Source organism: Shimia thalassica (assembly GCF_001458215.1).
GTDB lineage: Bacteria > Pseudomonadota > Alphaproteobacteria > Rhodobacterales > Rhodobacteraceae > Shimia > Shimia thalassica.
In genome coordinates this window covers 206,046-231,618 of the sequence record NZ_CYTW01000001.1, presented here as the reverse complement: position 1 = coordinate 231,618, position 25,573 = coordinate 206,046, and the positions used below count along the sequence as shown (strand labels likewise).

Sequence of the window (25,573 nt, the reverse complement as noted above, 5' to 3'; positions counted from 1 at the left end):
GGGATGACCCTACGCATTACATCAATTCTCGTCCTTGGTTTGTTGCTTTCGGCCTGCTTGCGGGACGAAACAATCGCCGGATATGACAACGAACAGACATGGCATCTAACCGAGATGCAGGGGAAGCCCGTAGATGCGCCCGTCACACTGTCGTTCGGCAACCGGGGCAAGGTAGTAGGGCAAGGTCCCTGCAACGGTTTCACGGCCCAACAATCAGCCCCATTGCCATGGATTGCGATTGATCAGATTACGGCAACAGAAATGTCCTGCCCGGATCTGCAAACTGAATTTGTGTTTTTCAAAGCCCTTGAAAGCATGACACTCGCCGAACTTTCGGGTGACGTTTTGTTGCTTAGCAATGACTCAGGGGCGCAGTTGGTATTTAGGGCAAAGTAAGCCGCCGCCGGAACAGATCAACAAAGCGGCCACGTGTCTCGGGCAAAGGTTTGTGCCCCAGATGGGGGGCAACTTTGTGTTCCATAAAATATCCGGTGGTCCCAAGCGCCTGAATGACCTCTTCGTCCGGCGCGGTTCCTTCGCCGCGCAGGCAAGGTGGCAGCGCCAACATGCGACCTGCCCAGTCTCCTGCCCCCTGCCCTGACACTGCACGTCCCGATTTGGGCGAGACATAAATCAATCCGTCACGCGCGCCCGTGACGGCGCATTCCGACAGATCAAGACCAAACCCAAGCTCTTCGAGAAAGGCCAGTTCCCATTTCAGATAGGCAAGCGGCCAAATTTCGTTTTGCCCAAGCAGGTCAAGCAATTGTTCGGAACGGGCATAAAGCTCTGGGTGTGGCTCACGTTCTGGCAAACAAAACATAAGCAACGAAGTCACGGCATTCATACCCGCCAAGGCCATCCGGTCAGACAGAACAACGGCCCTGCTTCGAAGCGGTTCAATTGTAAAGCTGCCGATGTGCTCTTCAAGCCGCGCGCGCCACCGCAGGTCCACTTGAGCACCGGCCTGAAGTGTAGGGGTCATTTTGCGACTGGTCCCGCCCCGTACAACGCCCGAGTGCCGGCCATGTTCCGGCGTGAAGACTTCGACAATCACAGAGGTTTCACCGTGTTTACGGCTGCCAAGCACAATGCCCTGATCCCGCCATTCCATCACTGCTCCTCCGTGGGGCGCCTTACCGTCAGAAAACGCGACCTGCAAGGTCCGTCAATCGCACAGATCGGGTTCATCCAGCAAATGTCGCCCCTGTCGATCTTCGACCTCTATCACCCAGATATCAGGATCGAATTCTTGCTGCCGGCGCAGAGCCGCGTCAACATCTGCTTCGGCCCCCTCGGACAAGACCACCCATTTGCGCGCGCCAGACATAAGATCAAACGAACGCTGAAATGCCTGTGCCTGCCCGTCAAGCGTTGCAAGTTTGATAAGAACCGCACCAGCTGTGTCATCCCCGTGCGAGATGACATAGGCAGGGATTCCCGAAAACTCCAGGCGGGCCATATAGGCCTGCACCCAGAACTTTGCAGTGAGACGTGTCATTTATTCCCGTCGCGGAAATCAAGCCCCATCTCGGAATAGCGTTCTTTCTCTTCCAGCCAATTGGGTCGCACTTTGACCTGAAGGAACAAGTGAACCTTGCGGCCCATGAATTCTTCCAGCTCTTCGCGCGCCGCCTTTGAAACGGCTTTAATGGTTTCGCCTTTGTTGCCAAGAACGATGCCTTTGTGCCCGTCGCGCATCACATAGATCAGCTGATCAACCTTGCACGACCCATCCTTGCGCTCTTCCCAGTTTTCCGTCTCGACGGTCAACTGATAGGGCAGTTCCTGATGAAGCCGCAGCGTTAGCTTTTCGCGGGTCATTTCCGCAGCAATCATCCGCAGCGGCAGATCGGCGATCTGGTCTTCGGGATACAGCCACGGGCCTTCTGGCAGTTTTTCGGCAAGCCATTGTTTCAAGTGCTCTGCGCCATGCCCTTTTTCTGCGGAAATCATGAATGTTTCGGCAAAATTGTAGCGCTCGTTCAAGTCCTTCGTGAGCCCCAACAATTTCTCGGACTGGACCTTGTCGATCTTGTTGATCGCAAGCGCCACAGTACGGCCCGTTCCGAAGTCTTCGAGCCCTTCCAGAATACGCTCGACACCTTCCGTGATGCCACGGTGGGCCTCAACCATCAGGACGATAACATCCGCATCTGCGGCCCCACCCCAAGCGGCGGCCACCATTGCGCGGTCCAAACGGCGACGCGGGCGGAACAAGCCTGGCGTGTCAACAAACACGATCTGGCTTTCTCCTTCGAGGGCCACGCCACGGATACGGGCACGGGTGGTCTGAACTTTGTGGGTCACAATCGACACCTTGGCACCAACCATGCGGTTGGTCAGGGTCGATTTCCCTGCATTCGGTTCACCGATAAGAGCGACAAATCCGGCGCGGCTGGTCATGAGCATTCCTTAGACGTTGCAAGCCTTGGGTCTACAGGGTTTCACGCCTTGGTTCCAGACGGGATTTTGCCTCCACTGCGGATCAGTGTGTAAAGGCCACTTCCAACGATCAAAATCGTTCCCGCCAGCATCAAAAAGTCCGGCCGCTCGCCAAACCAGAACACTGCAAACACCAAAGCGAACAACATTCGGGAATACCGAAACGGGGTCACCACGGAAATGTCACCCGTACGCATGGCAAGGGTGAGCGTATTATAGGCCACGACACCAACAATTGTGGTGCCGGCCACGATAGCCAGATGCAGCGGTTCCATCGGCGCGGACGGTAGCCCCTGAAACGGCAGCAAAACAAATCCCGCGAGGATAAGCACGATAAAACCAAGCGTGCCCAACTGGTTGCCCGACATGGTCTTGGGACTGATGCTTGTGGCAAGGTCGCGCCCCGAAAAACCGATGGTGGCCAGAACGGCAAAAATCGACGCCATTTCAAAGCTTGCCGGAGTGGGCCGCAATATCAACAGGACACCGATGAACCCAACCCCCATCGCAACCCACCTGCGTGGGCCGACATGGGCCCCCAAAAACAAAACGGCGCCCAGTGTCACAACCAGAGGCGCGGATTGCAGAATGGCCGTAGTGCTGGAAAGTGGCGAAAAGGCCAGAGCGAGGAAAAAGAACAACCGCCCTCCCAACTCGAACACAGACCGGACCAGCATTGGCGGTGACAGAATCGCTGTGTGCAACACAGGTTCCCTGGCCCGCACAGACAGCCCGGAAAAGAGGCACAGACCGACCACCCCGAACAACATCAACACGATAGATGTCGGCACAGTTTGCATCGCAAATTTGAGAAGCGCATCCTCGACCGCGAATGCCGCCATAGAGATGATCATGGCCAGACTGCCGCGCAGGTTATCGCTCATACGGATCAGCTCTGCAGCTGGCCCAGCAACGCCTTGGCGGCGGCTTGCTCGGCTTTGCGTTTGGAGGTGTCCGTGGCTTCCGCTGTCTTGCCATTGTCCAATCTGGCAGCAATCTGAAACACAGGAGCATGATCCGGTCCGGACCGGCTAACGATTTCGTAGGTCGGTGGCTTTAGCCCACGGGCCTGTGCCCATTCCTGCAGCGATGTTTTAGGGTCGCGTGCGTCGTCTTCTACGCGATTGACGCGGTCCCCCCACAGGCGCACGACCATCTGTTTGGCGGGTTCGAACCCGGCATCCAGATACACGGCGGCGATCAAGGCCTCCATCGCGTCCCCCAGCAGGGCAAGCTTGCGCCGCCCGCCCGACATCATTTCCGAGCGCCCCAGTTTCAGGGCATCACCCAAAGCGATCTCTTTGGCGACATCGGCGCAGGCTTCTTTGCGCACCAGTGCATTATAGCGCGGTGCCAGCTGGCCTTCGGTGGCTTTGCGGTCCTGCGCCAAAAGCGCCTCGGCCATCACAAGACCAAGAACACGGTCGCCCAAAAATTCAAGCCGCTGGTTGTCATCCCGGGTCGGCGACGACATCGACGAATGCGTCACCGCGCGCACCAAGAGTTCAGGTCGCGAGAATTCGTGCCCGATCCGTTTCTGAAGCGCCTTTAGATCCGCAGATAGCTTCATTCAACCGCCTTAAAGAAACGATCACCCCGCCATGTCCAGAAGAAGAACATAGACCGGCCCGCAGACGAGAACATGATGCGGTCAGCCCGACCAATCAGGTTTTCGTAAGGCACAAACCCTACTCCACGAGCAACACGAGGCGTGCGGCTGTCGGTTGAATTGTCACGGTTGTCGCCCATGAAGAAATAGTGGCCTTCGGGCACGGTATAAATGCCAGTGTTGTCCGTAGGCTGGTTGGCGATATTCAGGATCGAATGGGTCACGCCACCGGGCAATGTTTCCCACTGACGGGATTTCTGGCACAAACCGCCGTCCCCGACAGGGCCATTTTCACAGCGCGGGCGCAGACCTTGAGGGCCCTGCGGTCCGGCTTGTTCCTCAAAGATACCGCCATCTTCCAGCTTTACAGGTTCACCGTTGATATGCAGCACACCACGTTTCATCTGCACGCTTTCACCGGGCAGCGCGATAAGACGTTTGATATAGTCATAGCCTGTCACCGGATGGCGGAACACAACCACATCACCACGTTCGGGTTCACCACCAAACAAACGCGTGTTGTCTCCGTCGAACACACCACACAGCTTTTTCGCATCGATATTGATCCCAACAGCAGGCAGGCGCACCGAGGGGCAAGACGCATAGGAATAGCCGTAGGTCATCTTGTTCACAAAGACGAAATCACCAATCAAAAGGGTGTCTTTCATCGATCCCGACGGGATCCAGAACGGTTGGAAAAACAGCGACCGGAAGACACCGGCAATGATCAAAGCCCAAAAGATGGTCTTGACCGTTTCCATAAATCCGCCCGATTTCTTTGCCTCGGTTGCCATTCTGTTTTCTCCGATTGGAATTTGAGCGTTACATGCGGTGCGCCCCGTCAGGAGTCAACCCGAGCGATGGGTCTTGCCTCGATTACAACAAAGGCTTGCGCCCATGGGTGATCGTCGGTCAGCGTGACATGAATGATGGCCTCGTGACCTTCGGGCGTCATCTCTTTGAGCCGCTTTTCGGCCCACCCTGTGACATGCATCACCGGCTGTCCCGTATTCATGTTTGTCACGGACATGTCTTTCCACGCGATCCCCATGCTCAGCCCCGTCCCAAGAGCCTTGGAACAGGCCTCTTTTGCGGCCCAGCGTTTGGCATAGGTTCCGGCAACGTCTCGTCGGCGTTCGGCTTTGCCCTGTTCCGTATCTGTAAAGACGCGGTTGCGAAACCGATCCCCAAACCGTTCGAGCGTTTGCGCGATACGGTCGATATTTGCGAGGTCCGTGCCAATGCCGATTATCATTGCAACCTCGCCGTAAGAATTTTGAAGCTGGCAAGCCCGAAGAAACCGGCAAACGCCAGATCAAACAGGCGACGCGCACGGCTATACACGTAAACAACCTTTTTCGATGAAAACAAGAACGCATACCCGATGAAGATCAATATCGATCCCGCATACAGCATGGCAAAATACCCGAAAAGTGTGGTTGGTACAGCATCGCCCGGCGCCACAATCGTATAGATCGCACCCCAGCTCAGGATCGCTTTGGGATTAGTCAGGTGAATTGCCGCGCCTTTGGCAAACAGGCTGCGATAGCTGCCTTTGAACGGGGTCCCCAAAGCGACATCATCCTCTTTGGAAGTCGCCCGTTTAAGCGCCTTGAGCGCCAGCCACCCCAGATAAGCAGCCCCCGCATATCGCAACACTTCAAAAACCCAGGCGTTCGTCAACATGATGGCAGATAGCCCCAATGCTGCAGCGATCCCCCAACTTGCGGATCCCGCCAGAATACCAAGCGCAAAGGCAAGCGCCTGTTTGCGGCCTGCGGTCATGGCGGTGCCTGCAATGCCCATCGTTGCAGGCCCGGGAGATCCCCCGGCCAACAACCAAGCCACCCAGATCGCCATGAATTCTGGCGTTATCATGCCCGCGCCTCATCCATCATGCGGCGCATTTCACGAATAGCAGGGTCCAGCCCCGCAAAGATCGCCTCACCAATCAGGAAGTGCCCGATGTTCAGCTCGACAACTTCCGGAAATGCCGCGATGGGTTTCACCGTGTCATAGGTCAGGCCGTGGCCCGCGTGCACTTCGAGCCCGAGTGAGTGTGCAAAAGCCGACATTTCACGCAAGCGCTCCAGCTCCTCATCACGTTCTTCAAACCGGCCTTCGGCGTGGAAATCGCAATAGGCGCCGGTATGAAGTTCGATGACCTGCGCGCCGATGCGGTTCGCCGCTTCGATCTGAGCGGGGTCCGCTGCAATAAAGATCGACACCCGACATCCGGCATCACGCAAAGGCGCGATGAAATGTGCCAGTTTGTTTTCTTCACGTGCGACTTCCAAACCGCCTTCGGTCGTCCGTTCTTCGCGCTTTTCGGGCACAATACAGACAGCATGCGGTTTGTGCCGCAGGGCGATGGCCTGCATCTCGTCGGTGGCGGCCATTTCAAAGTTCAACGGAATGGACAGCGCGTCCATCAGCCCATCAATGTCATCATCCAGAATATGACGGCGGTCTTCTCTCAGGTGCGCCGTGATTCCATCAGCACCCGCAGCTTGCGCCACAGTCGCCGCGCGCACCGGATCAGGATACGCACCCCCACGCGCGTTTCTCACCGTGGCCACATGGTCGATATTCACACCAAGACGTAGCATCGCATTTCGCTCCAATACACAGACTGTTTGTTGAGGAACCTAGTGCGCGCAAACGCTGGTGAAAACCGGAATCTTACCCTTGTGGAAGATTGCCCTGATGTTTGGCAGCTGCCTTTTGGGCCTTGGCCTGCGCAGCGGCGACCTTTTTGCGAAAACGTGCTGCGCGCCGCTTCTGATATGCGCGAATGACGGGCACTGTCAGGTAGTAGGCAATGGTGGCCGTGATGATGCCTGGAATGATCCCGCCCACCAAATATGGGAAGAACACTTCTTCAAAAAAGACCGACAGACCGGTCCAATCCATTTCAGAATCCGTGAACATAGACACAAAGTTATGCCACAGATCAGCACCGGCATTGGCAAATTTGCTCGCCAATGACTGTTTTGCGCCTTCGTGGAATTCGGTCCCCAAAAGAAAGTGACCGGTCTTCAAAGACACCATCCCGATTGGGAGATAGGTCAGTGGGTTTCCGAAAAAGGTTCCAAGCAACGCAGCAAGCAAATTTCCGTTGATCACCCGCGCGATCAAAGCCGCGACCAAAAAGTGCATCCCGTAGAATGGACAGAAGGTGGTGAAAACACCGGCCCAAATTCCGCGGGCAATGAATTCCGGCGTTCCGGGTAGTCGACGCAAACGATGCTTCACATAGTGGAATGCACGGGTCCAGCCGCCCTTGGGATAGATTCCATCCGCAACGATCTTTGTAACACTGCGTTTGTCCCGACGTTTAAATACCACGGGGCGGTCCCTTGCTGGTTCGGCTAAGCCGGCGTCCTTGCTTTGGATGGGTCCCTGAATCTGGCGATTTCTGCCACATCGCTTTCCGCTTCCAACGCCAGCATCACCGAATGGAGGTGCTCTGCGTCGCGCAACTCGACATGGAGGTGCAACCGATAGAAGTCAGGTTTCCTGTCCACGAATTCCAAGTCCGAAATATTGGCCTTATGCTCGCCAATCAATGTGCAAATACGTCCCAGTACCCCTGCGTCATTTCCAATGGTGACTTCCAGGGTCACCTCATAGATGGCTTGGTGTTTGCCAGAGTGCCAATGAAGGTCCATCCAGCGCTCAGGCTGTTCTTCATAGGCCCCCAGAGTTTCACAGTCGATTGCGTGCACCACAACCCCTTCGCCTCGGTATGTGATGCCCACAATTCTTTCGCCCGGCAGGGGCTGACAGCATTGCGCACGGTGAAAGCTTTGCCCTTCGGACAAGCCAATCACGGCGCGGTCTGACCCAACCGCATCTCTTTCGTCTGGCAGCAAATCTGGATAGACCGCCTGAACAACCGATTCCGCAACAATTTCGGCACTGCCCAGTCGCGCCAGAAGTTCATCACGGTCATCCAACCGCAATTGTTTGGCGGCGGTGTCCAAAACGCGGTCGGTCACGGCTTTGCCAACGTTTTCAAATGCAGCACGCGCAAGTTCGCGCCCCAGCTTCACAAATCGTTCGCGATCCACTTCGCGCAACGCGCGGCGAATGGCCGTTTTGGCTTTGCCTGTGCTCGCGATATCCAGCCATGTGGCCTGAGGTGTTTGCCCGGCTGCGGTGATAATCTCGACCGATTGCCCGTTTTTGATCCGTGTCCACAAAGGCACGCGCATGTGATCCACTTTGGCGCCCACACAGGCATTGCCGATCCGGGTATGGATCGCATAGGCAAAATCCAGCGGTGTCGCACCACGCGGAAGCTTGACCACTTCGCCCTTGGGCGTGAAGCAAAAGACCTGATCCGAATACATTTCCAGCTTAACAGCCTCGAGAAACGAATCGTGGTCTTCGTCGTCAAACTGCTCTGTCAGCGTGCTGACCCAACTGACCGGATCAACGGCGAACGGGTTTTCACCACGTACCCCGTCTTTGTAGGACCAGTGCGCGGCCACACCGGTTTCCGCCACATCGTGCATCTGATGGGTCCGTATCTGGACCTCGACCCGCCGGCCGTCGCGCCCCGACACCGTTGTATGGATCGACCGATAGCCGTTGCTTTTAGGTTGGCTGATGTAATCTTTGAACCGGCCGGGCACAGCGCGCCAGCGTTGGTGAATGGCGCCAAGAACGCCATAACAATCCGCCTCGCTGTTGGTGATGATGCGAAAGCCATAGATGTCAGACAGGCGGCTAAACCCCTGATCCTTGGCCTGCATTTTTCGCCAGATCGAATAAGGCTTTTTCGCGCGACCCAGAATTTTCGCCTCAATGCCGGCTTTGTCCAGTTCATGCGTCATGTCGTCGGTGATGCGGCCAATGACATCGCCAGTTTCTTTTTGCAGCGTAATGAACCGCCGCATAATACTGGCGCGGCCTTCAGGATTCAGCACCTTGAAGGCGAGATCCTCAAGCTCTTCGCGCATCCACTGCATACCCATGCGCCCGGCAAGGGGGGCATAGATGTCCATCGTTTCGCGGGCTTTCTGGACCTGCTTGTCGGGGCGCATCGCCTTGATCGTCCGCATATTGTGCAGACGGTCGGCAAGCTTGACCAAAATCACCCGAAGGTCTTTGGACATTGCCATAAACAATTTGCGGAAGTTTTCGGCCTGTTTGGTTTCGGTGGAGGAAAGCTGCAGGTTGGTCAGCTTTGTTACACCGTCCACCAGCATCGCAACTTCTTCACCGAACCGCTTTGCAACTTCGGAATAGGACGCCTTGGTGTCCTCGATCGTGTCGTGCAAAAGGGCGGTGATGATCGTGGCGTCATCCAGCTGTTGTTCAGCAAGGATGTCGGCAACTTCGATGGGGTGGGTAAAGTACGGCTCGCCGGAATGCCGGAACTGGCCCTCGTGCATCGCAAGGCCAAAGTCATAGGCCTCACGAATTAGCTTTTCGTTTGTTTTCGGATTATAGGCGCGAACGTGACCGATAAGGTCGTCTGCAGTGATCATAGACGCCTGTCCACCTTCTCAGATCAGCCTTGACCCTGTGCTTCCATCAACTGGCGCAGAAGCATCTCTTCGGACATGTCGTCTTCTGCAGGTGCGTCAGATTCGGCGCCCATCAGAAGTGCCATGCGATCCTCTTCAGGCTCGTCAACTTCGATCTGGCTCTGATTATTTTCGATGAGACGCTCACGCAGTTCGTCTGCGGTCTGGGTTTCGTCGGCGATCTCGCGCAGGCTGACAACCGGGTTTTTGTCATTGTCACGGTCAACAGTGATCGGCGCACCAGCCGAGATTTCGCGCGCGCGGTGTGACGCGAGCATAACCAGCTCAAAGCGGTTCGGTACCTTGTCGACGCAATCTTCTACGGTCACGCGGGCCATGGAGAACTCCAGTATGTCTTCAACGGATCAGAAAACGTGTATTTAGTGGGATTTCGCCCCTAATACAAGCGCTGAATCACAAGGGAATGACGGCTTTTCGATCACTTTCCGGAAGGGCGGCAAGCATTTGCGAAACTGTCAGCCCCAGCACAGGGTGTTTCCAGTCCGGCGCGACATCATTCAACGGCACCAGAACAAAGGCGCGATCCTGCAATCGGGGATGCGGCAAAATCAACTGATCCGGCGTTTTGCGCACTTGCTCCTCTGCCGGAAGTGACATCCATTCGGCATGTGTTTCAAGGTCAGGCAACACAAGATCCCCACCGCCGATGAGATCAATATCCAATGTCCGCATACCCCAACGCTGATCGCGTTCGCGGCCAAATTCAGCCTCGATCTCATGCAAAACCCTGAGCATCTCAGAGGCCGATAGCGGGCTTTCGACCGTTACGGCTGCATTTACATAATCAGGACCCGCTCCGGCAGGAAAACAAGGCGTTTCATAAAAACGACTCACTTTGCACAACCGCAGATTGTCGCGATTTAGCGTCTTGCAGGCGCTATTTAGCGTCAACAGGGGGTCACCCTCATGAGAGGGCAGATTCCCGCCCAATGCCAACAGCCAGATATTGTTCACTTTTTTATTCACTTCCATCAACTTGGCGGCAATTTGGCGCACATTTACTTGCAGGTAGGAAGATTTGCTTTAACTTAAAGGGGCTGTCGCGCCCACCTTTTTTACACTCACGGGATATTTCCGGGCGGGACATATCAGAAAGGAACATTATGTTTTACAAAGACGAACGGCTTGCGCTGTTCATCGATGGATCGAATCTGTATGCCGCCGCTAAATCGCTTGGATTCGATATCGATTACAAACTTCTGCGTCAGGAATTCATGCGCCGGGGAAAAATGCTTCGTGCGTTTTATTATACCGCACTGTTGGAGAATGATGAATATTCTCCGATCCGTCCACTTGTGGACTGGTTGCATTACAACGGCTTCACCATGGTGACCAAACCGGCCAAAGAGTACACAGACTCTCAAGGCCGTCGTAAGGTCAAGGGGAACATGGATATCGAGCTGGCTGTCAACGCGATGGAACTGGCACCGCATGTCGATCATATCGTGCTGTTTTCGGGAGATGGGGATTTCCGGCCGCTGGTAGAAAGCTTGCAACGCCAAGGCGTACGCGTTTCGGTCGTATCGACCATTCGCAGCCAACCTCCGATGATCTCGGACGAATTGCGTCGCCAAGCAGATAACTTCATCGAACTTGACGGTTTGCGTGATGTTATCGGACGACCACCTCGCGAACCCGCTCCGGGCGAACGCGAAGTGGAATACACAGCGAACTAAATGCAACCGGGGCCTCGCGCCCCGGTTTCTTTTTGGGGGAACACTCGGGCGTGTGATTCCCTTTCGGATAGTGCGCCCGTTCCGCACCTTGAGCAAACGGCAAACAGCTTTGCGAATATGCCTGATTTTAAATTTGAGCTCGGCTCCCCCCACCCTATCTCATGCTCACCGCTGTCAGGCACGCCACAACTTCGCGCACGACTCAGTCTGGACGTATCTCGCGCAAACCCTTACCTCTTGGCCGAGCACTATTAGGAGCGAACATGTCCAATCCGCCTCTGACCATCCATCTGGCTGCACCGCGCGGCTTTTGCGCCGGCGTGGATCGCGCGATTAAAATCGTGGAAATGGCCCTCGAGAAATGGGGCGCGCCCGTCTATGTCCGCCACGAAATCGTGCACAACAGGTTTGTGGTCGACGGCCTGCGTGCCAAAGGCGCAGTCTTTGTCGAGGAATTGTCGGATTGCCCGGACAACCGGCCCGTTATCTTTTCGGCGCATGGTGTTGCCAAATCCGTTCCAGCCGAGGCCCAACGCCGCGACATGGTTTTTGTCGATGCCACTTGCCCGTTGGTTTCCAAAGTGCACATCGAAGCCGAGCGCCATTCGGAAAACGGCCTTCAGATCATCATGATTGGCCACGCAGGACACCCGGAAACCATTGGCACCATGGGCCAGCTGCCAGAGGGCGAAGTTCTTCTTGTCGAGACAGAAGGCGATGTGGCCACAATAGAGGTTCGCGACCCCGAACAACTTGCCTTTGTGACCCAAACCACTTTGTCGGTTGATGACACCATCGGCATTGTTGCGGCACTGAATGCGCGGTTCCCAAAGATCGTCGGACCTCACAAAGAAGATATCTGCTATGCCACAACCAACCGGCAGGAAGCGGTTAAGGAAGTCGCCCCGAAGGTAGACGCCATTCTGGTTGTTGGGGCGCCAAATTCATCGAATTCCCGTCGCCTTGTTGAGGTCGGTGCCAAGAACGGCTGCGCCTATTCCCAACTTGTTCAACGCGCGGATGACATCGACTGGCGCGCCTTGGAAGGCATTCGTCATTTGGGCATAACGGCAGGCGCTTCCGCGCCCGAAGTTCTGGTCAATGAAGTGATTGACGCCTTCAGGGACCGGTTTGAGGTCACGGTAGAAATTGTTGAAACAGCTGTTGAGCGTGTGAACTTCAAGGTCCCGCGGGTTCTTCGGGATGTGGAATTGAAAGCCTGACATCCCCTCGTGCGCCCGTTGTCTAAACCCGTTTCAAAAGGCAGAAATGTTCAATGAGCGATCACGAAACCATTGCCGTTTACAACGCACAAGCGGCCGAATACGCCGCAATGACCGAAAGCGATGCGCGGGACAAACAGCTTGCCGCCTTTATCAAGGCCCTGCCTGCGGGTGGCACTGTGCTGGATCTTGGATGCGGTCCCGGACATTGCGCAGAAGAGATGGCCCGTCATGGCCTGAATGCAATTGCGATGGATATGTCTGCCGAAATGGTTGCGCTTGCGGCCGCACGGCCCGGTGTGAAAGCGCAACAAGGCGCTTTTGCCGACCTGCAAGACGAAGCGTTCTATGATGGGGTCTGGGCCAACTTTAGCCTGCTTCACGCACCGCGCGCGGATATGCCCCTGCATCTGGCCGCAATTTTGAAGGCTTTGAAACCAAACGGGATATTCCACGTCGGTCTGAAAACCGGCACAGGTGAGGCCCGCGACCGCCTTGGCCGGTTTTACACCTACTATGAAGAAGACGAATTGCTTGACCTGCTGCGCTCTGCGGGGCTGACTCCGACAAAAATCAATCGCGGGCGCGGAACAGGTCTTGAAGGCAGTGTCAGTGATTGGATAACAGTGGCGGCTCATGGCTGATTTATTTGCATATACCGACGGAGCTTGCTCTGGAAATCCCGGTCCCGGTGGCTGGGGTGTTTTGATGCGCGCGATGGACGGGAACACGGTGATCAAAGAACGTGATCTGTCCGGCGGCGCTCCAGAGACCACCAACAACCAGATGGAGCTTATGGCGGCCATCATGGCGCTTGAAGCCCTTTCCAAGCCCTCGCGGATCACTGTCATCACCGACAGTACATATGTTAAGAACGGGGTGACCGGCTGGATCTTCGGATGGAAGAAAAACGGCTGGAAAACAGCGAGCCGCAAGCCAGTGAAAAACGCTGAACTGTGGAAACGTCTTGATGCGGCGCAAGCCGGACATCAGGTGACATGGGAATGGGTCAAAGGCCACGCCGGACATCCGGAAAACGAACGCGCGGACGAACTCGCCCGCGCGGGAATGGCACCCTTCAAATCCTAAACGTGATTACGCGACCTGTGCGTCGGTGGCCTCGTCAGGTGCAAGTTCAGGACCAATAAGTTGCAGGAACTTGCGGGCTTCTGGATCGCGACGCGCCTTGCGGGCACTGCGGCGCGCCCAAACCAAAGCACGCTCGTTCGCCAGTTTCAGATTGGGTTCTTGCGCATAAAGCCGTTCACGATACGCCTCGGCAGCGAAGAAGCCTTCTGCCAGCGAAGTGTCCTCTTCGTGGTTTTTGTTGAACTTCTGCCAATACCCCATCTCGATCGTACCGTTTTGGTGATTGGCCCGCCCCCGCGCCTTTTTGTTCAGGAATGAGTCCACAGACCGAAGCGCATAGTGGTTAAGCTGCGCCGCCTCGTACCCGAAATGGTCCCGAACAAACAATGCACCGGGCATGTCATTCTCGAGGATTGGCGTGCCATCCGGCAGCACCCAGGAAATCGGCGCGTGATCCTTTGCCAGATAGGGACGGTGAACGCCCATTCTGGAAAACTTGGTAGGATCGTTGCGATACAAGGTCTTGAAGAAGCGATGCTCTCCGGCCTTGCCTTCAACAGGTTGCGCACGGGTAAACCGCTTTGGAACCGGTTCGCGCGTGATGTCCCTGATCCCGGCGTTTCCGAAGATCCGCCATGGAAAAGAAATCGCATCTGCGCTGGAATTCTCATTAATCAGCGACTGGAACGTGCCATCCCCGACCTTAATTTCAAGGAATTCGTCAACGTCCACGACCAGCAACCAGTCTGCGTCACGGACCGCGGGTTCGTATTCCGCCCACATCAGCGCACTTTTGTGAGGCCCCCGTTTCATGACACGGCTGAACCGGTGATGCACCTCGCCCATCGCATTCAAGCGACGCAAAAGGTGATCTGTTGGATCATTCACGTCATTGGTGAATACAACAATGTCTGTTGCGCCAAGGGTCTTGTAATGTGCGACCCAATCCAAAATATATGCACCCTCGTCCTTCATAGTCGTGACGACGGTGACCTTGGGCGCGGAAGACGCACCCCTTAAGCCGAAGAAAGCCAATTTGCTCGCTGCCTCATGTATTGCGGCTCATTTATCGGCCGCTTGTTATGAGTGAAGCGTAGCGAGTTTTAGATAAATCGTAAACAGTTTTAACCGTTTGCAAGGCACAGTCCGCATTTGTGCTGCTTTCTGTGTCACCTTGGCATCGTTCAGCGACGATAGTGCGTTGGGACAATCACCAGTGATCCGATAGAGGAAATAATCGCATTTACGCCAGCACTGCCAAAGCTGATCCCGAACATCCGCCCCACCATGAAGAACAGGAAGGCCCCGCCGATACAGATGATGATGGACGGAATTATGCCATTCCGCGTAAACCCCGTACGTTCAGAAGCGTATCCAATGATACCTGCGATCACGACGGTTCCGAAAAAGGTAAAAAACATGGCGTTTCCCGATCAGAGTTGTTGGCCTTGTGACACGGGAAATCCGCGCAAGAACACATCTGCATCCTGAGCGCCTTTGCCTGCTCTTTGCAAGCGCAACAACTGAACCGCGCCATCACCACATGCAACGGTCAAGGCGTCATCCAGAATTTCGCCAGCTGTGCCCTGCCCTTCGGCAAGCCTTGAGGCTAGCAATTTGACCCGCTGGCCGTCGACCTCGCACCATGCGCCCGGAAATGGCGACAGCCCTCTAATCTTGCGGTCAACCTCGGTGGCGGGGGCTGTCCAATCCACTTTTGCCTCGGATTTATCAATCTTGTGGGCATAGGTGACGCCAAGCTCTGGCTGAGGTACCGGCGCCAGATCATCAAGCTGGCCCAGCGCGTTGACAATCGCGTCTGCACCAATGCCCGCCAATCGATCATGCAAATCGGCCGTCGTGTCCTGTGCCAAGATGGGTGTTTTTTCTTCGAGCAGTACCGGTCCGGTATCCAGACCCGCATCCATTTGCATGATACAAACGCCGCTTTCCGCATCCCCCGCCATAATGGCGCGATGGATTGGTGCGGCCCCGCGCCAGCGTGGCAAAAGGCTTGCGTGAATATTCAGACATCCCTTTTGAGGTGCATCCAAAATGGCCTGAGGCAAAATCAATCCATAGGCGACGACAACACCCACATCTGCGCCCAGCGCACGCATCGCGTCCTGCTCGCCTACGGATTTGAGAGACACCGGATGACGCACCTCAAGCCCCAGTTCCAATGCACGGGCATGAACAGGGGTGGGACGCTCTTTTTTTCCCCGACCTGCGGGGCGCGGCGGCTGGCAATAGACTGCCACGATCTCATGGCCCGCCTTGATCAACGCATCCAAAACCGGAACAGAAAAGTCCGGCGTGCCCATAAAGACAACTTTCATCGCTGCTTCCTTGCCCGTTTGATCAACATATCACGCTTGGTTTTGCTCAGATGATCGAAATACATCTTACCGTTCAGATGGTCGATTTGGTGCTGAACGCTTGTGGCCCAAAGGCCGACAAAATCCTTTTCAACGGTTTCACCGGTCTCGTCCATATAACGCACGGTGACCGCCCGAGGCCTTTTGATCGTGGCCCAGACGCCTGGCAGGTTAGGGCTTGCCTCGTCATGCTCGCGCAGCTGGACCGATGCATGAAGAATTTCGGGATTGGCCATCCGAACAACCTGCCCGCGACTTTCGCTGGCATCCACAACAGCCACCCGCAAAAGAGCACCGATCTGATTGGCGCCCATACCAACACCCGGCATGGCCTCCATGGTATCAATCAGGTCGTCCCAAATCTGACGCACCTCATCCGTGATTTCGGGAACCGGTGCGGACACCGCGCGCAGACGCTTGTCCGGCCACGGGATACATTTGCGAACCGTCATGCTGTGTCTCCCTGTGCGCGCAAAATCCGGCCTAGCCGCGGGTGCGCTCTCGTTTCATTTTTTGGGATTTGCGTGTCATCATCTGGCGCTTCATCGGCCCAAGATAATCAATGAACAGTTTGCCATTGAGATGGTCGATCTCGTGCTGCACACAGGTGGCCCAAAGCCCGTCAAAGTCTTTTTCTTGCGGGTTGCCGTTTTCATCCAGCCATCCCACACGAACAGAGGCGGGGCGGGTCACTTCTGCGAACTGCTCGGGAATGGACAGGCAACCTTCTTCGTAGACGTTTGTCTCATCAGAGGCGGCAAGAACTTCTGGGTTGAACATAATCGTCGGTTCCGGATCGCCTTCCTTGACGCAATCCATAACGATCAGCCGCTCCAACACACCGATCTGGGGCGCCGCAAGCCCAATACCGGGCGCGTCATACATTGTTGCCAACATATCCTGCGACAGCGCGCGCAATTCGTCTGACACATCGTCAACGGGCGCACACAGTTTCTTCAAACGCGGGTCGGGGTGAATAAGAATAGGCTTGATCATGGGCATCATCTAGGACAATGCGCCCGTCGTTGCAACGCCCCCTTGCGCATAGCGCGCAATCCGATAGCGTCTGCGCAAATGATAGCAGAAGGAAACCTACTATGAGCTTTGATGAAGTCATCAACCGGTACGGCACCCATTCCGTAAAGTGGGACATGATGGAAAAGCTTTATGGCGTTCCGGCAGAAGACGGTCTGGCCATGTGGGTCGCCGATATGGATTTCCGCCCGCCCCAGTGTGTCACAGACGCGGTCAAAGGAATGACGGACCATGGCATCTATGGCTATTACGGTGACGAGAGCGGATATCGGTCTGCAATTTGCTGGTGGATGAAAGAACGTCACAACTGGGACGTTGACCCTTCTCATATCTTCACGACGCACGGCTTGGTGAATGGCACCGCAATGTGTGTGGACGCCTACACCGCACCGGGTGACGGCGTTGTACTGTTCACACCTGTTTATCACGCATTCGCGCGGGTCATCTCTGCTGCGGGCCGCGAGGTTGTCGAGTGCAAGCTGAACAACAACGATGGCCGGTATGAAATGGATTTTGCAGCTTATGATGCGCAAATGACCGGCAACGAAAAGATGGTCATCCTGTGCTCGCCGCACAATCCCGGTGGCCGCGTCTGGAGCCGCGAAGAACTTCAGGGTGTTGCCGATTTTGTCAAGCGCCATGATCTGGTTCTTGTCTCGGACGAGATCCACCACGATCTTGTGTTTCCGGGCAACACCCACATTCCAATGACCCTTGTTGACGACAGCATCATGGATCGTCTTGTGATGATGACGGCAACCACAAAGACTTTCAACATTGCCGGGTCGCATTCGGGGAATGTCATTATTCCAGATGAGGCTTTGCGCACCAAATTTGCCGGTCGCATGGCTGCGCTCGGGCTGTCGCCAAATTCCTTTGGTCTGTTCATGGCCGAGGCGGCCTATTCCCCCGAAGGGGCCGCTTGGGTGGATGATCTGGTTCAGTACCTTGATGGCAACCGCAAGCTTTTGGATGCGTCTATCAATGCGATCCCGGGCCTTAAATCCATGAACCTCGAAGCCACATACCTTAGCTGGGTCGATTTTGAAGATACCGGCATGCCAAAATCCGAGTTCATTGACCGGGTGCAGAAAAACGCGCGTATTGCACCGAACCACGGGGAAACTTTCGGGACAGGTGGCGAGATGTTCCTGCGCTTTAACATCGCCACACCGCGCAGCCTTGTAGAGCAAGCCTGCGAACGTCTGACCGAGGCGTTTTCAGACCTGCAATAATCACAATAGGTAAACTGTGGCTTGGGGCGTTTAACATGAATGCCCCAAGCCACGTTTCGTTTTGAAATGTCCCGTTTCCTTCGATTTTTCCTGCTTCTTTCGGTTCTTGTGGGTGCTTGGGTTCTGCTTCTGAGACCGGTAGAACCTGTACCACCACCCCCGCTTCACACCGAAATCGATCATATTCTCATCGAGAAAACACAACGTCTTTTGACGGTGTACAAAGCAGGCACGCCCCTACGGACTTACGAGATCGCCCTCGGGTTTGCGCCAGATGGCGATAAGGAAATCGAAGGGGATGGCAAAACCCCAGAGGGTTTTTTCGCGATAAACCGACGCAATCCGCAAAGCAAATTTCACCTTTCGCTTGGCATCGACTATCCGCAGACCGAAGACATCAAACATGCAAGGTCCCTTGGGAAATCCCCCGGCGGAGATATCTTCATACACGGCCAGCCGAACAGCCTGCCTGACAGCGTGATTTTGCCAGGCGACTGGACGGCGGGCTGCATTGCGCTGTCCAATCAGGAAATAGAAGAGCTTTGGCGCATTACACCAAACGGGACGACGGTGGAAATTCGCCCCTAGGCGCGATCAGGAATCTTGCGTGATAAGTGCAACCGGTGCGTTTTCACCGCGATAAAAATCGACTGGTGCACGTTCAGAGGCCGCGGTTGCGCGCTTGAATTCGTAGTGCATCAGATCGCCCTCCTCTTCGGACGCGACGATCAAACATTGCGACAGGTGACGCCCCCCGTCATAGAGATCAACCAGCCCCCGCAGACGCGGCGCGTTCTCGACATCCAGAGAAAATCCGTCTTCGCGAAATTTCAAAACCCGAAACGAATGCCCGTCGACCTCGACCCGCAGCTTGCTGCTTTTCTTGAGGCTTTTCTTGCGCGCGGCATCAAGCCCCGCCTGCACATCTTTGGGCAGAAAAGTTGTCATCGTTTCGTCTCCCTATTCGTAACCACCGTGAAAGCTGAATGCGATTCTGGTCAAGGCGAGATTTGGGTGACTGCGCGTCTCTGTGCGTGTGCGCGCAACTGATTTGCGAATTGTTGCGTTTTCTCCTCACTGCTCGCACGCTATCTGTTTTTCAACGCAACAGGGAAGGATCGGCAAATGGGATTGCTCGTAGACGGCACATGGACAAACAAGTGGTACGATACGTCTGCGAATGGTGGGAAATTCATCCGCTCGGAATCCCAGTTTCGCAATTGGATAACGCCTGACGGAACTGCCGGCCCCTCAGGGACAGACGGATTCGCGGCGGAAAGCGGGCGATATCACCTCTATGTTTCCCTTGCTTGTCCGTGGGCCCACAGAACGCTTATTTTCCGTCAACTCAAAGGGTTGGCAGATCACGTCACGGTTTCGGTTGTGCATCCTGACATGCTGCAAGATGGCTGGACCTTCGAACCGGACGACCATGGCGCCACCGGAGACCATTTGTTTGACAGTGCTTTTGCCCACGAAATCTATACGCGGGCGGATGCAGCGTATTCCGGGCGTGTGACCGTCCCCATTCTTTGGGACAAACAGAAGAATACGATCGTTTCAAACGAGAGCGCCGAAATCATCAGGATGTTCAATTCGGCCTTCAACACCATCACCGGCAACACGCAGGACTATTGGCCCGAAGAGCTGCACGATCCAATCGCCCGCATCAACGACCGCATCTATGACACGCTGAACAACGGCGTTTACAAATGCGGGTTTTCTACAACGCAGACGGCGTATGACGCCGCAGTTTACCCTCTGTTTGATACGCTTGAATGGCTGGAAGGTATCCTGTCAGAAAACCGCTATCTGTTGGGTGATCGCTTGACTGAGGCCGACTGGCGATTGTTCACCACTTTGATCCGGTTTGATCCGGTTTATCACCTGCATTTCAAATGCAACCGCAAGCGCCTGATCGACTACCCAAACCTATGGGCCTATACCCGTGAATTGTATCAAATCCCCGGCATCTCTGACACGGTGAACATGAACCATATCGTGCGCCATTATCACTATAGCCACGACACCATAAATCCACACCGGATCACGCCCATTAACCCTCTTCTCGACTATTGGGAGCCTCACGGCCGGTAATCACTGCAGGAATCAGATCGCGCGTTTTTGGTCAAAAGGCGCGCGCATCTCATTCGGCTCACCTTGCTTCTGCAAAGTGTTCGACCATTGCGACCAAGTCTTCAGGGGGTGTCCCCGACTGCACAAATGCACACGCATTTGGGCTGTGCCGAAAGATCGATCCGTCCGAAAAGAAGGATGTGTTTGTGACAAAGATCACACGCGCATGTGGTCTGCGATAGCTTGCGAAATCCGCGATGGCCAAAGCCGCGCCCTCTTCCAACACCAGATCCAGAACGATGATGTCAAAGTCTTGCATGCGTAACGCGTGGATCGCATTACGTTCATCAAGTGCCAATTCAACCTTGAAGCCCAAACGCTCCATGTGCCTTTGCCAGATGCGCCCTAGGTCCGGGTCGCTTTCAACAATTAAAACACGCATGACCACCCCTCTCGGTCTCTGCACTCGTTACCAATTTATACATAATTTATGGTTAATCCGGTTAATGTCCTAAGAATTGGTTAATTCGTCGTTAATGATAGCATAACGTTGGTCCCGACTTGTCAAACTGGCGAAATTCCGCTTGATAACGCCGCGGACATACGGAGATCGCCATGACTTTGGTCGAAACCAAAACACCACGAGATCACGGAGGCGGCTTGGATGCCGCTATGGCCCGTTGGGGCGGAGACCGCTCTGACTGGATCGACCTGTCTACGGGCATCAACCCTGTGCCTTATCCGGTGACCGCGCTGCCCGAGCATGCCTGGACTGCGCTGCCAGACAAGGCGGCGCAAGCGGCCTTGCTGGACGCGGCACGACGGTTCTGGCGCGTGCCGGAACAGGCAGCGATCCTTGCTGCACCGGGGGCTTCGGCGCTGATCGCACGTATACCGGCCCTTGCGACGGCCGCGGGCGTGGACATTCCAGAGCCGACCTATAACGAGCACGCAGCGGCCTTTCTCGCGCAGGGGTGGCAACGCACCCAAGAGGAGGCAACCGCCCGTGTCCTTGTGCACCCGAACAACCCGACGGGTCAGATATGGACGGCAAACGATCTGACGGCCCCGCTGACCATTGTCGACGAAAGCTTTTGCGATATCGCCCCCGATCAAAGCCTGATCGCGCACAGCGCAGACCCCGGCCGCATTGTTCTCAAAAGCTTTGGCAAGTTCTGGGGATTGGCCGGTATGCGACTTGGGTTCGCAATCGGGAACCCCGCCCTGATCGAGCGTCTCAATGATTTGTCTGGCCCATGGGCCGTTTCGTGCCCTGCCCTGCACATCGGCGCACTTGCCCTGCAAGATCCCCAGTGGGCTGATGAAACGCGCAACCGGTTGCAACAGGATTCCGAGAGATTGGACCGGCTTATGCTTTCCAAAGGGGCGGACCTTGCAGGCGGCACGCCCTTGTTCCGTCTTTATAAGGTTTCAGACGCCAAAGTCTGGCAAGAACGGCTTGCGTCCAAACACATCTGGTCACGTATCTTTCCATACTCTGAAACGTTCCTAAGGCTGGGTTTGCCGGCGCCAGACCGTTGGGATCAGCTCGAGGCCGCCCTATGAGTACCGCCATGATCCTGAGCATTGCTTTGACACTGGACGCCCTTCTGGGAGAGCCGCGCTGGCTTTGGAACCGTGTCACGCATCCCGCTATTCTGATGGGGCGGGTGATCGGCCAAGCAGATAAGCGCTTTAACACCGGCGACGCGGCAAAGCTCATTGGCATTCTGGTGATCGCGGCTTTGGTCGCAGCCATGTGGTGCCTTGGTTGGGTCGTGTCCCTCTTTGGATGGCTGCCACAAGTCATCATCGTAGCCATTCTGCTGGCCCAAAAATCACTGGTGCAACATGTCCAAGCGGTGGCGGATGCCTTGCGTATCTCTCTGGGCGATGGGCGTCGTGCGGTTGCAATGATCGTGAGCCGCGACACGGCGCACATGGATCAATCCGCAGTTTCCCGATCCGCAATAGAATCCGCCGCCGAGAATCTGTCCGACGGCGTTATTGCTCCGGCGTTCTGGTTCCTTGTCGGCGGGCTGCCCGGAATTTTGATCTATAAGATCATCAACACGGCAGACAGCATGATTGGATATCGCACACCACGCCATGAACAGTTCGGCTGGGCCGCTGCCCGTCTTGATGATGTGCTGAACTGGATTCCGGCCCGTCTGACGGCGGTGCTGATTGCTTCCACGCATCATGGGCTGAATGCGCTAGGGGACATCCGCGCGGACGCTGCCAAACACCGGTCACCCAACGCGGGCTGGCCGGAATCTGCGATGGCACGCGCGTTGAATGCCGCGATTGCCGGCCCCCGCGCCTATGACGGTGAAATGCGCGACTTTCCCTACGTGTATCCCAATGGGCGCAGAACCCTTGGGCCTGATGATGTGGATGCCGCCTGCCGCGCCCTGTGGCGCACATGGGCCGCGTTTCTGGCCATCTGTCTCGTGTTGTCCGTGTTCTAGGCTTTGCCGAAACACAATCACCTGTTAACCAGTACTTATAGTTAAATTCGAGGTATTCATGCGATTTTCCCTTACCCTCGCCGCCCTTGTTCTGAGCGCCAGCACCGCCCTTGCAAACACACCTTGCGGCGGGTCTTTTTCAGGCTTTGTCACCGGATTGAAAAAAGAAGCTGTCGCCAAAGGCTATAGCAAATCCACCGTGGACAATTTTTTCGCAAACGTGCGTCAAGACTCAAAGACGTTAAAGGCGGACCGCTCACAGGGCGTGTTCCAGATGTCGTTCACTGATTTCTCACGCCGTCTGATCAGCCAAAATCGTATCGACACGGGCCGCAAAAAGGCCAAGCAATACGCAAATACCTTTAGCAACATTGAACGCAAGTATGGCGTGTCGCGCGGTGTTCTGTTGGCGTTCTGGGCGTTTGAGACAGACTATGGGGCCTTTCAGGGGGATTTTAACACTCTGAACTCGCTCGTGACCCTGTCGCACGATTGCCGCCGCCCGCACCTGTTCAGACCACAAGTGTTTGCAGCTCTAGAGCTTTATACTCGCGGCGATTTCAGCCCGACCAAAACCACTGGCGCATGGGCTGGCGAGATCGGCATGGTGCAAATGCTGCCAGCAGACATCATCGAGAACGGCGTCGATGCGGACGGCGATGGGAAAGTGCGCTTGAAAACTTCGGCTCAGGATGCGCTGACGTCGGGCGGGAAAATGCTTCAGCACCTCGGCTGGAAAGCAGGCCAGCCCTGGCTGCAAGAAGTCATCGTGCCCAAAAACATGGATTGGTCACAGTCGGGACTGCACACGACAAAGTCCACAAAGGACTGGGCGCGTTTGGGTGTCAAACCGCGTCAGGGGAACCTTTCGAACCTGCCGGCCTCTCTGGTCCTGCCCCAAGGACGCAAAGGCCCGGCCTTCCTTGCGTATCCAAACTTTAGTGTCTACTTCGAGTGGAACCAAAGCTTTGTCTATGTGACCACTGCTGCGTATTTTGCGACCCGTCTGGAAGGTGCAAAACCCTATATTGCGGGTAACCCTGATCCTGCACTCAGCAACAGCCAGATGAAATCCCTGCAAAAGAAGCTGCAAAAACGTGGGCACAATGTTGGCAAGGTGGATGGCATCCTCGGAAAGAACACGCGCAACGCGGTTCAGGCCGAGCAAAAACGCCTTGGTCTTCCTGCAGATGCATGGCCGACGTCCCAACTTTTGAACAAGCTTTGAGTACTTCCAAGACGTTTAACGAGTTGCAGCAATGACCACTTACAGATTTACCGGCACCGTCGTTTCTTATGGAGACAACGATCAGGTCATTTCGGTGGATACTGCCGAAGCACGCCTTGTCACCCGCAATGATGCTGTCGACAGTTACAGCTATAGCATCCTGACAACTATTCCCGACAACCTGCCCCTGTCGTCACTCTCTCTGAACAGTGACTTTGCCTCTTTTACTGTCGACGGGCTGGGATTGCCGGGGCAAACCGGCGGCATTTTTACGGATTATGAAATCGGCTGGATCCAGTGGCAGAACAAGACCAGCTATGTGTTCAAGATCACGAACTATAATATCGACAAGGTTTGGTATTTTGAGTTGGGTGGCGCATCCTTGCCGGTTGTTTCGACCATTGCGCAGGCAAACAATTTCAATCGGCTTGTGCGCGCGGGCGGTGTTGCCCCCGACAACAGCGGTTTTGCACCGCGCGACGATATTTTACTGACATCTCTTCCCAATGTAACGATCAGCGAAAACGATGATTTCATCGCGTCGAGAGATGCAACTTCATTCATGACGGGGGCAGGCGACGATACTCTCAGGTACTATGACGGGCAGATGACCTATGATGGCGGCGAGGGGCAGGACACACTTGTGATCCTGAACGCCTATGAGTTGCCCAACTATGATCTTAGCCTCGAAGAAGGTGGAGGCGTCACAATCACGCGCACCCGCTGGGAATCAATCACCGTCACCGATGTTGAAACGATCAGCCTAAACGTGCAGCGATTCGCGGGCGATGATTGGACCGTGGATTATTCCTTTGATGAAATGCGTCAACTGGCTTCGAATCCGGCTTTGGATCTGACCGGTGGCGATGACGATGACCTGTTGACTGGTGACAACAACGATGACCGTATCGCCGGTGCGGGCGGCAACGACACCCTGAACGGGGGCGACGGGCGGGACACTTTGAACGGTGGTGAAGGCAACGACATTATCACCGGCGGGGCAACGGCGGACGATCTGCGTGATCTGATTTATGCCGGTGCAGGCGACGATAGCGTTGATGGCTCTTATGGCAACGATCTCCTTTATGGCATGGACGGGAACGACACGCTCGTTGGTGGTTTCGGGGCCGACGACCTGCGTGGTCAGGACGGCGAAGACGTGCTGAACGGCGCCGCACTTGCCGATTTGCTTTATGGTGGCGCAGGAGACGACTTTATCAACGGTGGCTTTGGATACGACCGCGTGAATGGCGGGTCAGGCGGAGACAAGTTCTTTCACCTTGGTGTCGCCGACCATGGCTCTGATTGGATACAGGACTATTCGCAATCCGAAGGAGATGTTCTGGTCTTCGGTCAGACAACTGCAACTGCTGACCAATTCCGCGTTACGATCGCAAATACGCATGGTGCAGGGGATACCAGCACAGACGAAGCCTTTGTCATCGACACATCAAGCGGACGGATCATCTGGGCCTTGGTGGACGGTGCAGCGCAAGACCAGATCACCCTACAGATTTCGGGTGGGTCCAGCTTCGATTTCGTTCTTTAGG

Annotated in this window: 32 protein-coding genes; 12 read left to right on the top strand and 20 right to left on the bottom strand. The window is 55.4% G+C overall.

The window, feature by feature from the left end; translation table 11 throughout:
• Positions 1 to 3 precede the first annotated feature (3 nt).
• Entirely contained in the window at positions 4 to 396 is a 393-nt protein-coding gene (locus PH7735_RS01065) for an META domain-containing protein (protein WP_058309492.1), read from the top strand.
• Here the strand turns inward: PH7735_RS01065 and recO are convergent.
• The 13 genes from recO to folK all read right to left on the bottom strand — a co-directional run bounded on the left by recO (position 383) and on the right by folK (position 10,584).
• The gene (gene recO / locus PH7735_RS01060) at positions 383 to 1,114 is read right to left on the bottom strand and encodes a DNA repair protein RecO (protein WP_058309491.1); all 732 of its coding nucleotides are present in this window, start codon (positions 1,112 to 1,114) and stop codon (positions 383 to 385) included. The two genes, PH7735_RS01065 and recO, sit on opposite strands and share 14 nt — an antisense overlap.
• Before the next feature lie 54 nt (positions 1,115 to 1,168).
• Positions 1,169 to 1,501, bottom strand: a complete 333-nt coding sequence (locus PH7735_RS01055) for a DUF1491 family protein (RefSeq protein WP_058309490.1) — start codon at positions 1,499 to 1,501, stop codon at positions 1,169 to 1,171.
• Complete coding sequence (era, locus tag PH7735_RS01050) at positions 1,498 to 2,406, bottom strand: GTPase Era (protein WP_058311080.1); 909 nt, start codon at positions 2,404 to 2,406, stop codon at positions 1,498 to 1,500. Before era ends, PH7735_RS01055 begins: the two co-directional genes overlap by 4 nt.
• 41 nt (positions 2,407 to 2,447) lie before the next feature.
• Positions 2,448 to 3,329 (bottom strand): DMT family transporter, encoded by an 882-nt coding sequence (locus PH7735_RS01045; protein WP_058309489.1) that lies wholly within the window; start codon positions 3,327 to 3,329, stop codon positions 2,448 to 2,450.
• A gap of 5 nt (positions 3,330 to 3,334) precedes the next feature.
• Positions 3,335 to 4,015 (bottom strand): ribonuclease III, encoded by a 681-nt coding sequence (rnc, locus tag PH7735_RS01040; RefSeq protein WP_058309488.1) that lies wholly within the window; start codon positions 4,013 to 4,015, stop codon positions 3,335 to 3,337.
• The gene (lepB, locus tag PH7735_RS01035; protein WP_058309487.1) at positions 4,012 to 4,848 is read right to left on the bottom strand and encodes a signal peptidase I; all 837 of its coding nucleotides are present in this window, start codon (positions 4,846 to 4,848) and stop codon (positions 4,012 to 4,014) included. The genes rnc and lepB overlap by 4 nt, the downstream gene beginning before the upstream one ends.
• A gap of 47 nt (positions 4,849 to 4,895) precedes the next feature.
• On the bottom strand, positions 4,896 to 5,309 hold the full coding sequence (gene acpS / locus PH7735_RS01030) for a holo-ACP synthase (protein ID WP_058309486.1): 414 nt from the start codon (positions 5,307 to 5,309) through the stop codon (positions 4,896 to 4,898).
• Complete coding sequence (locus PH7735_RS01025; RefSeq protein ID WP_058309485.1) at positions 5,306 to 5,932, bottom strand: LysE family translocator; 627 nt, start codon at positions 5,930 to 5,932, stop codon at positions 5,306 to 5,308. Before PH7735_RS01025 ends, acpS begins: the two co-directional genes overlap by 4 nt.
• Complete coding sequence (locus PH7735_RS01020; RefSeq protein ID WP_058309484.1) at positions 5,929 to 6,663, bottom strand: pyridoxine 5'-phosphate synthase; 735 nt, start codon at positions 6,661 to 6,663, stop codon at positions 5,929 to 5,931. Before PH7735_RS01020 ends, PH7735_RS01025 begins: the two co-directional genes overlap by 4 nt.
• Before the next feature lie 73 nt (positions 6,664 to 6,736).
• Positions 6,737 to 7,402, bottom strand: a complete 666-nt coding sequence (locus tag PH7735_RS01015) for a DUF2062 domain-containing protein (RefSeq protein WP_058309483.1) — start codon at positions 7,400 to 7,402, stop codon at positions 6,737 to 6,739.
• 23 nt (positions 7,403 to 7,425) lie between these two features.
• The gene (locus PH7735_RS01010; protein WP_058309482.1) at positions 7,426 to 9,552 is read right to left on the bottom strand and encodes a RelA/SpoT family protein; all 2,127 of its coding nucleotides are present in this window, start codon (positions 9,550 to 9,552) and stop codon (positions 7,426 to 7,428) included.
• Between the two features lie 23 nt (positions 9,553 to 9,575).
• Entirely contained in the window at positions 9,576 to 9,929 is a 354-nt protein-coding gene (gene rpoZ, locus PH7735_RS01005) for a DNA-directed RNA polymerase subunit omega (protein WP_058309481.1), read from the bottom strand.
• 76 nt (positions 9,930 to 10,005) lie between these two features.
• Positions 10,006 to 10,584, bottom strand: coding sequence for a 2-amino-4-hydroxy-6-hydroxymethyldihydropteridine diphosphokinase (gene folK, locus PH7735_RS01000; RefSeq protein WP_058311079.1), 579 nt, complete (start codon positions 10,582 to 10,584; stop codon positions 10,006 to 10,008).
• A 131-nt stretch (positions 10,585 to 10,715) separates the two neighbouring features.
• Here folK and PH7735_RS00995 point away from each other — a divergent pair, with 131 nt between their 5' ends.
• From PH7735_RS00995 to rnhA, 4 genes are all read left to right on the top strand, one after another.
• The gene (locus tag PH7735_RS00995) at positions 10,716 to 11,288 is read left to right on the top strand and encodes a LabA-like NYN domain-containing protein (protein WP_058309480.1); all 573 of its coding nucleotides are present in this window, start codon (positions 10,716 to 10,718) and stop codon (positions 11,286 to 11,288) included.
• Between the two features lie 263 nt (positions 11,289 to 11,551).
• Positions 11,552 to 12,511, top strand: coding sequence for a 4-hydroxy-3-methylbut-2-enyl diphosphate reductase (ispH, locus tag PH7735_RS00990; RefSeq protein WP_058309479.1), 960 nt, complete (start codon positions 11,552 to 11,554; stop codon positions 12,509 to 12,511).
• A gap of 53 nt (positions 12,512 to 12,564) precedes the next feature.
• A complete protein-coding gene (locus PH7735_RS00985) occupies positions 12,565 to 13,155 on the top strand; it encodes a methyltransferase domain-containing protein (RefSeq protein WP_058309478.1) in 591 nt (196 codons plus the stop codon).
• Complete coding sequence (gene rnhA, locus PH7735_RS00980; protein WP_058309477.1) at positions 13,148 to 13,600, top strand: ribonuclease HI; 453 nt, start codon at positions 13,148 to 13,150, stop codon at positions 13,598 to 13,600. The genes PH7735_RS00985 and rnhA overlap by 8 nt, the downstream gene beginning before the upstream one ends.
• Before the next feature lie 6 nt (positions 13,601 to 13,606).
• Here rnhA and PH7735_RS00975 read toward each other — a convergent pair whose 3' ends face one another.
• The 5 genes from PH7735_RS00975 to def (PH7735_RS00955) form a co-directional block, all read right to left on the bottom strand.
• Complete coding sequence (locus PH7735_RS00975) at positions 13,607 to 14,551, bottom strand: glycosyltransferase family 2 protein (RefSeq protein ID WP_158503156.1); 945 nt, start codon at positions 14,549 to 14,551, stop codon at positions 13,607 to 13,609.
• Between the two features lie 233 nt (positions 14,552 to 14,784).
• On the bottom strand, positions 14,785 to 15,021 hold the full coding sequence (locus PH7735_RS00970) for a hypothetical protein (protein WP_058309475.1): 237 nt from the start codon (positions 15,019 to 15,021) through the stop codon (positions 14,785 to 14,787).
• Positions 15,022 to 15,033: 12 nt separating this feature from the next.
• On the bottom strand, positions 15,034 to 15,939 hold the full coding sequence (fmt, locus tag PH7735_RS00965; protein ID WP_058309474.1) for a methionyl-tRNA formyltransferase: 906 nt from the start codon (positions 15,937 to 15,939) through the stop codon (positions 15,034 to 15,036).
• Entirely contained in the window at positions 15,936 to 16,430 is a 495-nt protein-coding gene (def, locus tag PH7735_RS00960; RefSeq protein ID WP_058309473.1) for a peptide deformylase, read from the bottom strand. The genes fmt and def (PH7735_RS00960) overlap by 4 nt, the downstream gene beginning before the upstream one ends.
• Positions 16,431 to 16,461: 31 nt before the next feature.
• Positions 16,462 to 16,974, bottom strand: coding sequence for a peptide deformylase (gene def, locus PH7735_RS00955; protein ID WP_058311078.1), 513 nt, complete (start codon positions 16,972 to 16,974; stop codon positions 16,462 to 16,464).
• A 101-nt stretch (positions 16,975 to 17,075) separates the two neighbouring features.
• On the opposite strand from def (PH7735_RS00955), the gene PH7735_RS00950 reads away from it, so the two are divergent.
• Complete coding sequence (locus PH7735_RS00950) at positions 17,076 to 18,248, top strand: MalY/PatB family protein (protein WP_058309472.1); 1,173 nt, start codon at positions 17,076 to 17,078, stop codon at positions 18,246 to 18,248.
• 39 nt (positions 18,249 to 18,287) lie between these two features.
• Positions 18,288 to 18,836, top strand: coding sequence for a L,D-transpeptidase family protein (locus tag PH7735_RS00945; RefSeq protein WP_233488251.1), 549 nt, complete (start codon positions 18,288 to 18,290; stop codon positions 18,834 to 18,836).
• Positions 18,837 to 18,842: 6 nt separating this feature from the next.
• Here the strand turns inward: PH7735_RS00945 and PH7735_RS00940 are convergent, their stop codons facing one another.
• Positions 18,843 to 19,196 (bottom strand): hypothetical protein, encoded by a 354-nt coding sequence (locus PH7735_RS00940; RefSeq protein ID WP_058309471.1) that lies wholly within the window; start codon positions 19,194 to 19,196, stop codon positions 18,843 to 18,845.
• 177 nt (positions 19,197 to 19,373) lie between these two features.
• Here PH7735_RS00940 and PH7735_RS00935 point away from each other — a divergent pair, with 177 nt between their 5' ends.
• Positions 19,374 to 20,345: a glutathione S-transferase family protein gene (locus PH7735_RS00935; RefSeq protein WP_058309470.1), complete on the top strand. Its 972-nt coding sequence runs from the start codon at positions 19,374 to 19,376 to the stop codon at positions 20,343 to 20,345.
• A gap of 58 nt (positions 20,346 to 20,403) precedes the next feature.
• On the opposite strand, the gene PH7735_RS00930 is transcribed toward PH7735_RS00935, so the two are convergent.
• Complete coding sequence (locus PH7735_RS00930; protein WP_058309469.1) at positions 20,404 to 20,766, bottom strand: response regulator transcription factor; 363 nt, start codon at positions 20,764 to 20,766, stop codon at positions 20,404 to 20,406.
• 173 nt (positions 20,767 to 20,939) lie between these two features.
• On the opposite strand from PH7735_RS00930, the gene PH7735_RS00925 reads away from it, so the two are divergent.
• From PH7735_RS00925 to PH7735_RS00910, 4 genes are read left to right on the top strand one after another with little or no spacing between them, the layout of a single operon-like run.
• The gene (locus tag PH7735_RS00925) at positions 20,940 to 21,890 is read left to right on the top strand and encodes a threonine-phosphate decarboxylase (protein ID WP_058309468.1); all 951 of its coding nucleotides are present in this window, start codon (positions 20,940 to 20,942) and stop codon (positions 21,888 to 21,890) included.
• 8 nt (positions 21,891 to 21,898) lie between these two features.
• Positions 21,899 to 22,795 (top strand): adenosylcobinamide-phosphate synthase CbiB, encoded by an 897-nt coding sequence (cbiB, locus tag PH7735_RS00920; RefSeq protein WP_370737381.1) that lies wholly within the window; start codon positions 21,899 to 21,901, stop codon positions 22,793 to 22,795.
• 58 nt (positions 22,796 to 22,853) lie between these two features.
• Positions 22,854 to 24,023, top strand: a complete 1,170-nt coding sequence (locus PH7735_RS00915) for a lytic murein transglycosylase (protein ID WP_058309466.1) — start codon at positions 22,854 to 22,856, stop codon at positions 24,021 to 24,023.
• A 31-nt stretch (positions 24,024 to 24,054) separates the two neighbouring features.
• Positions 24,055 to 25,572, top strand: a complete 1,518-nt coding sequence (locus PH7735_RS00910) for a calcium-binding protein (RefSeq protein WP_058309465.1) — start codon at positions 24,055 to 24,057, stop codon at positions 25,570 to 25,572.
• Position 25,573: the final 1 nt, after the last annotated feature.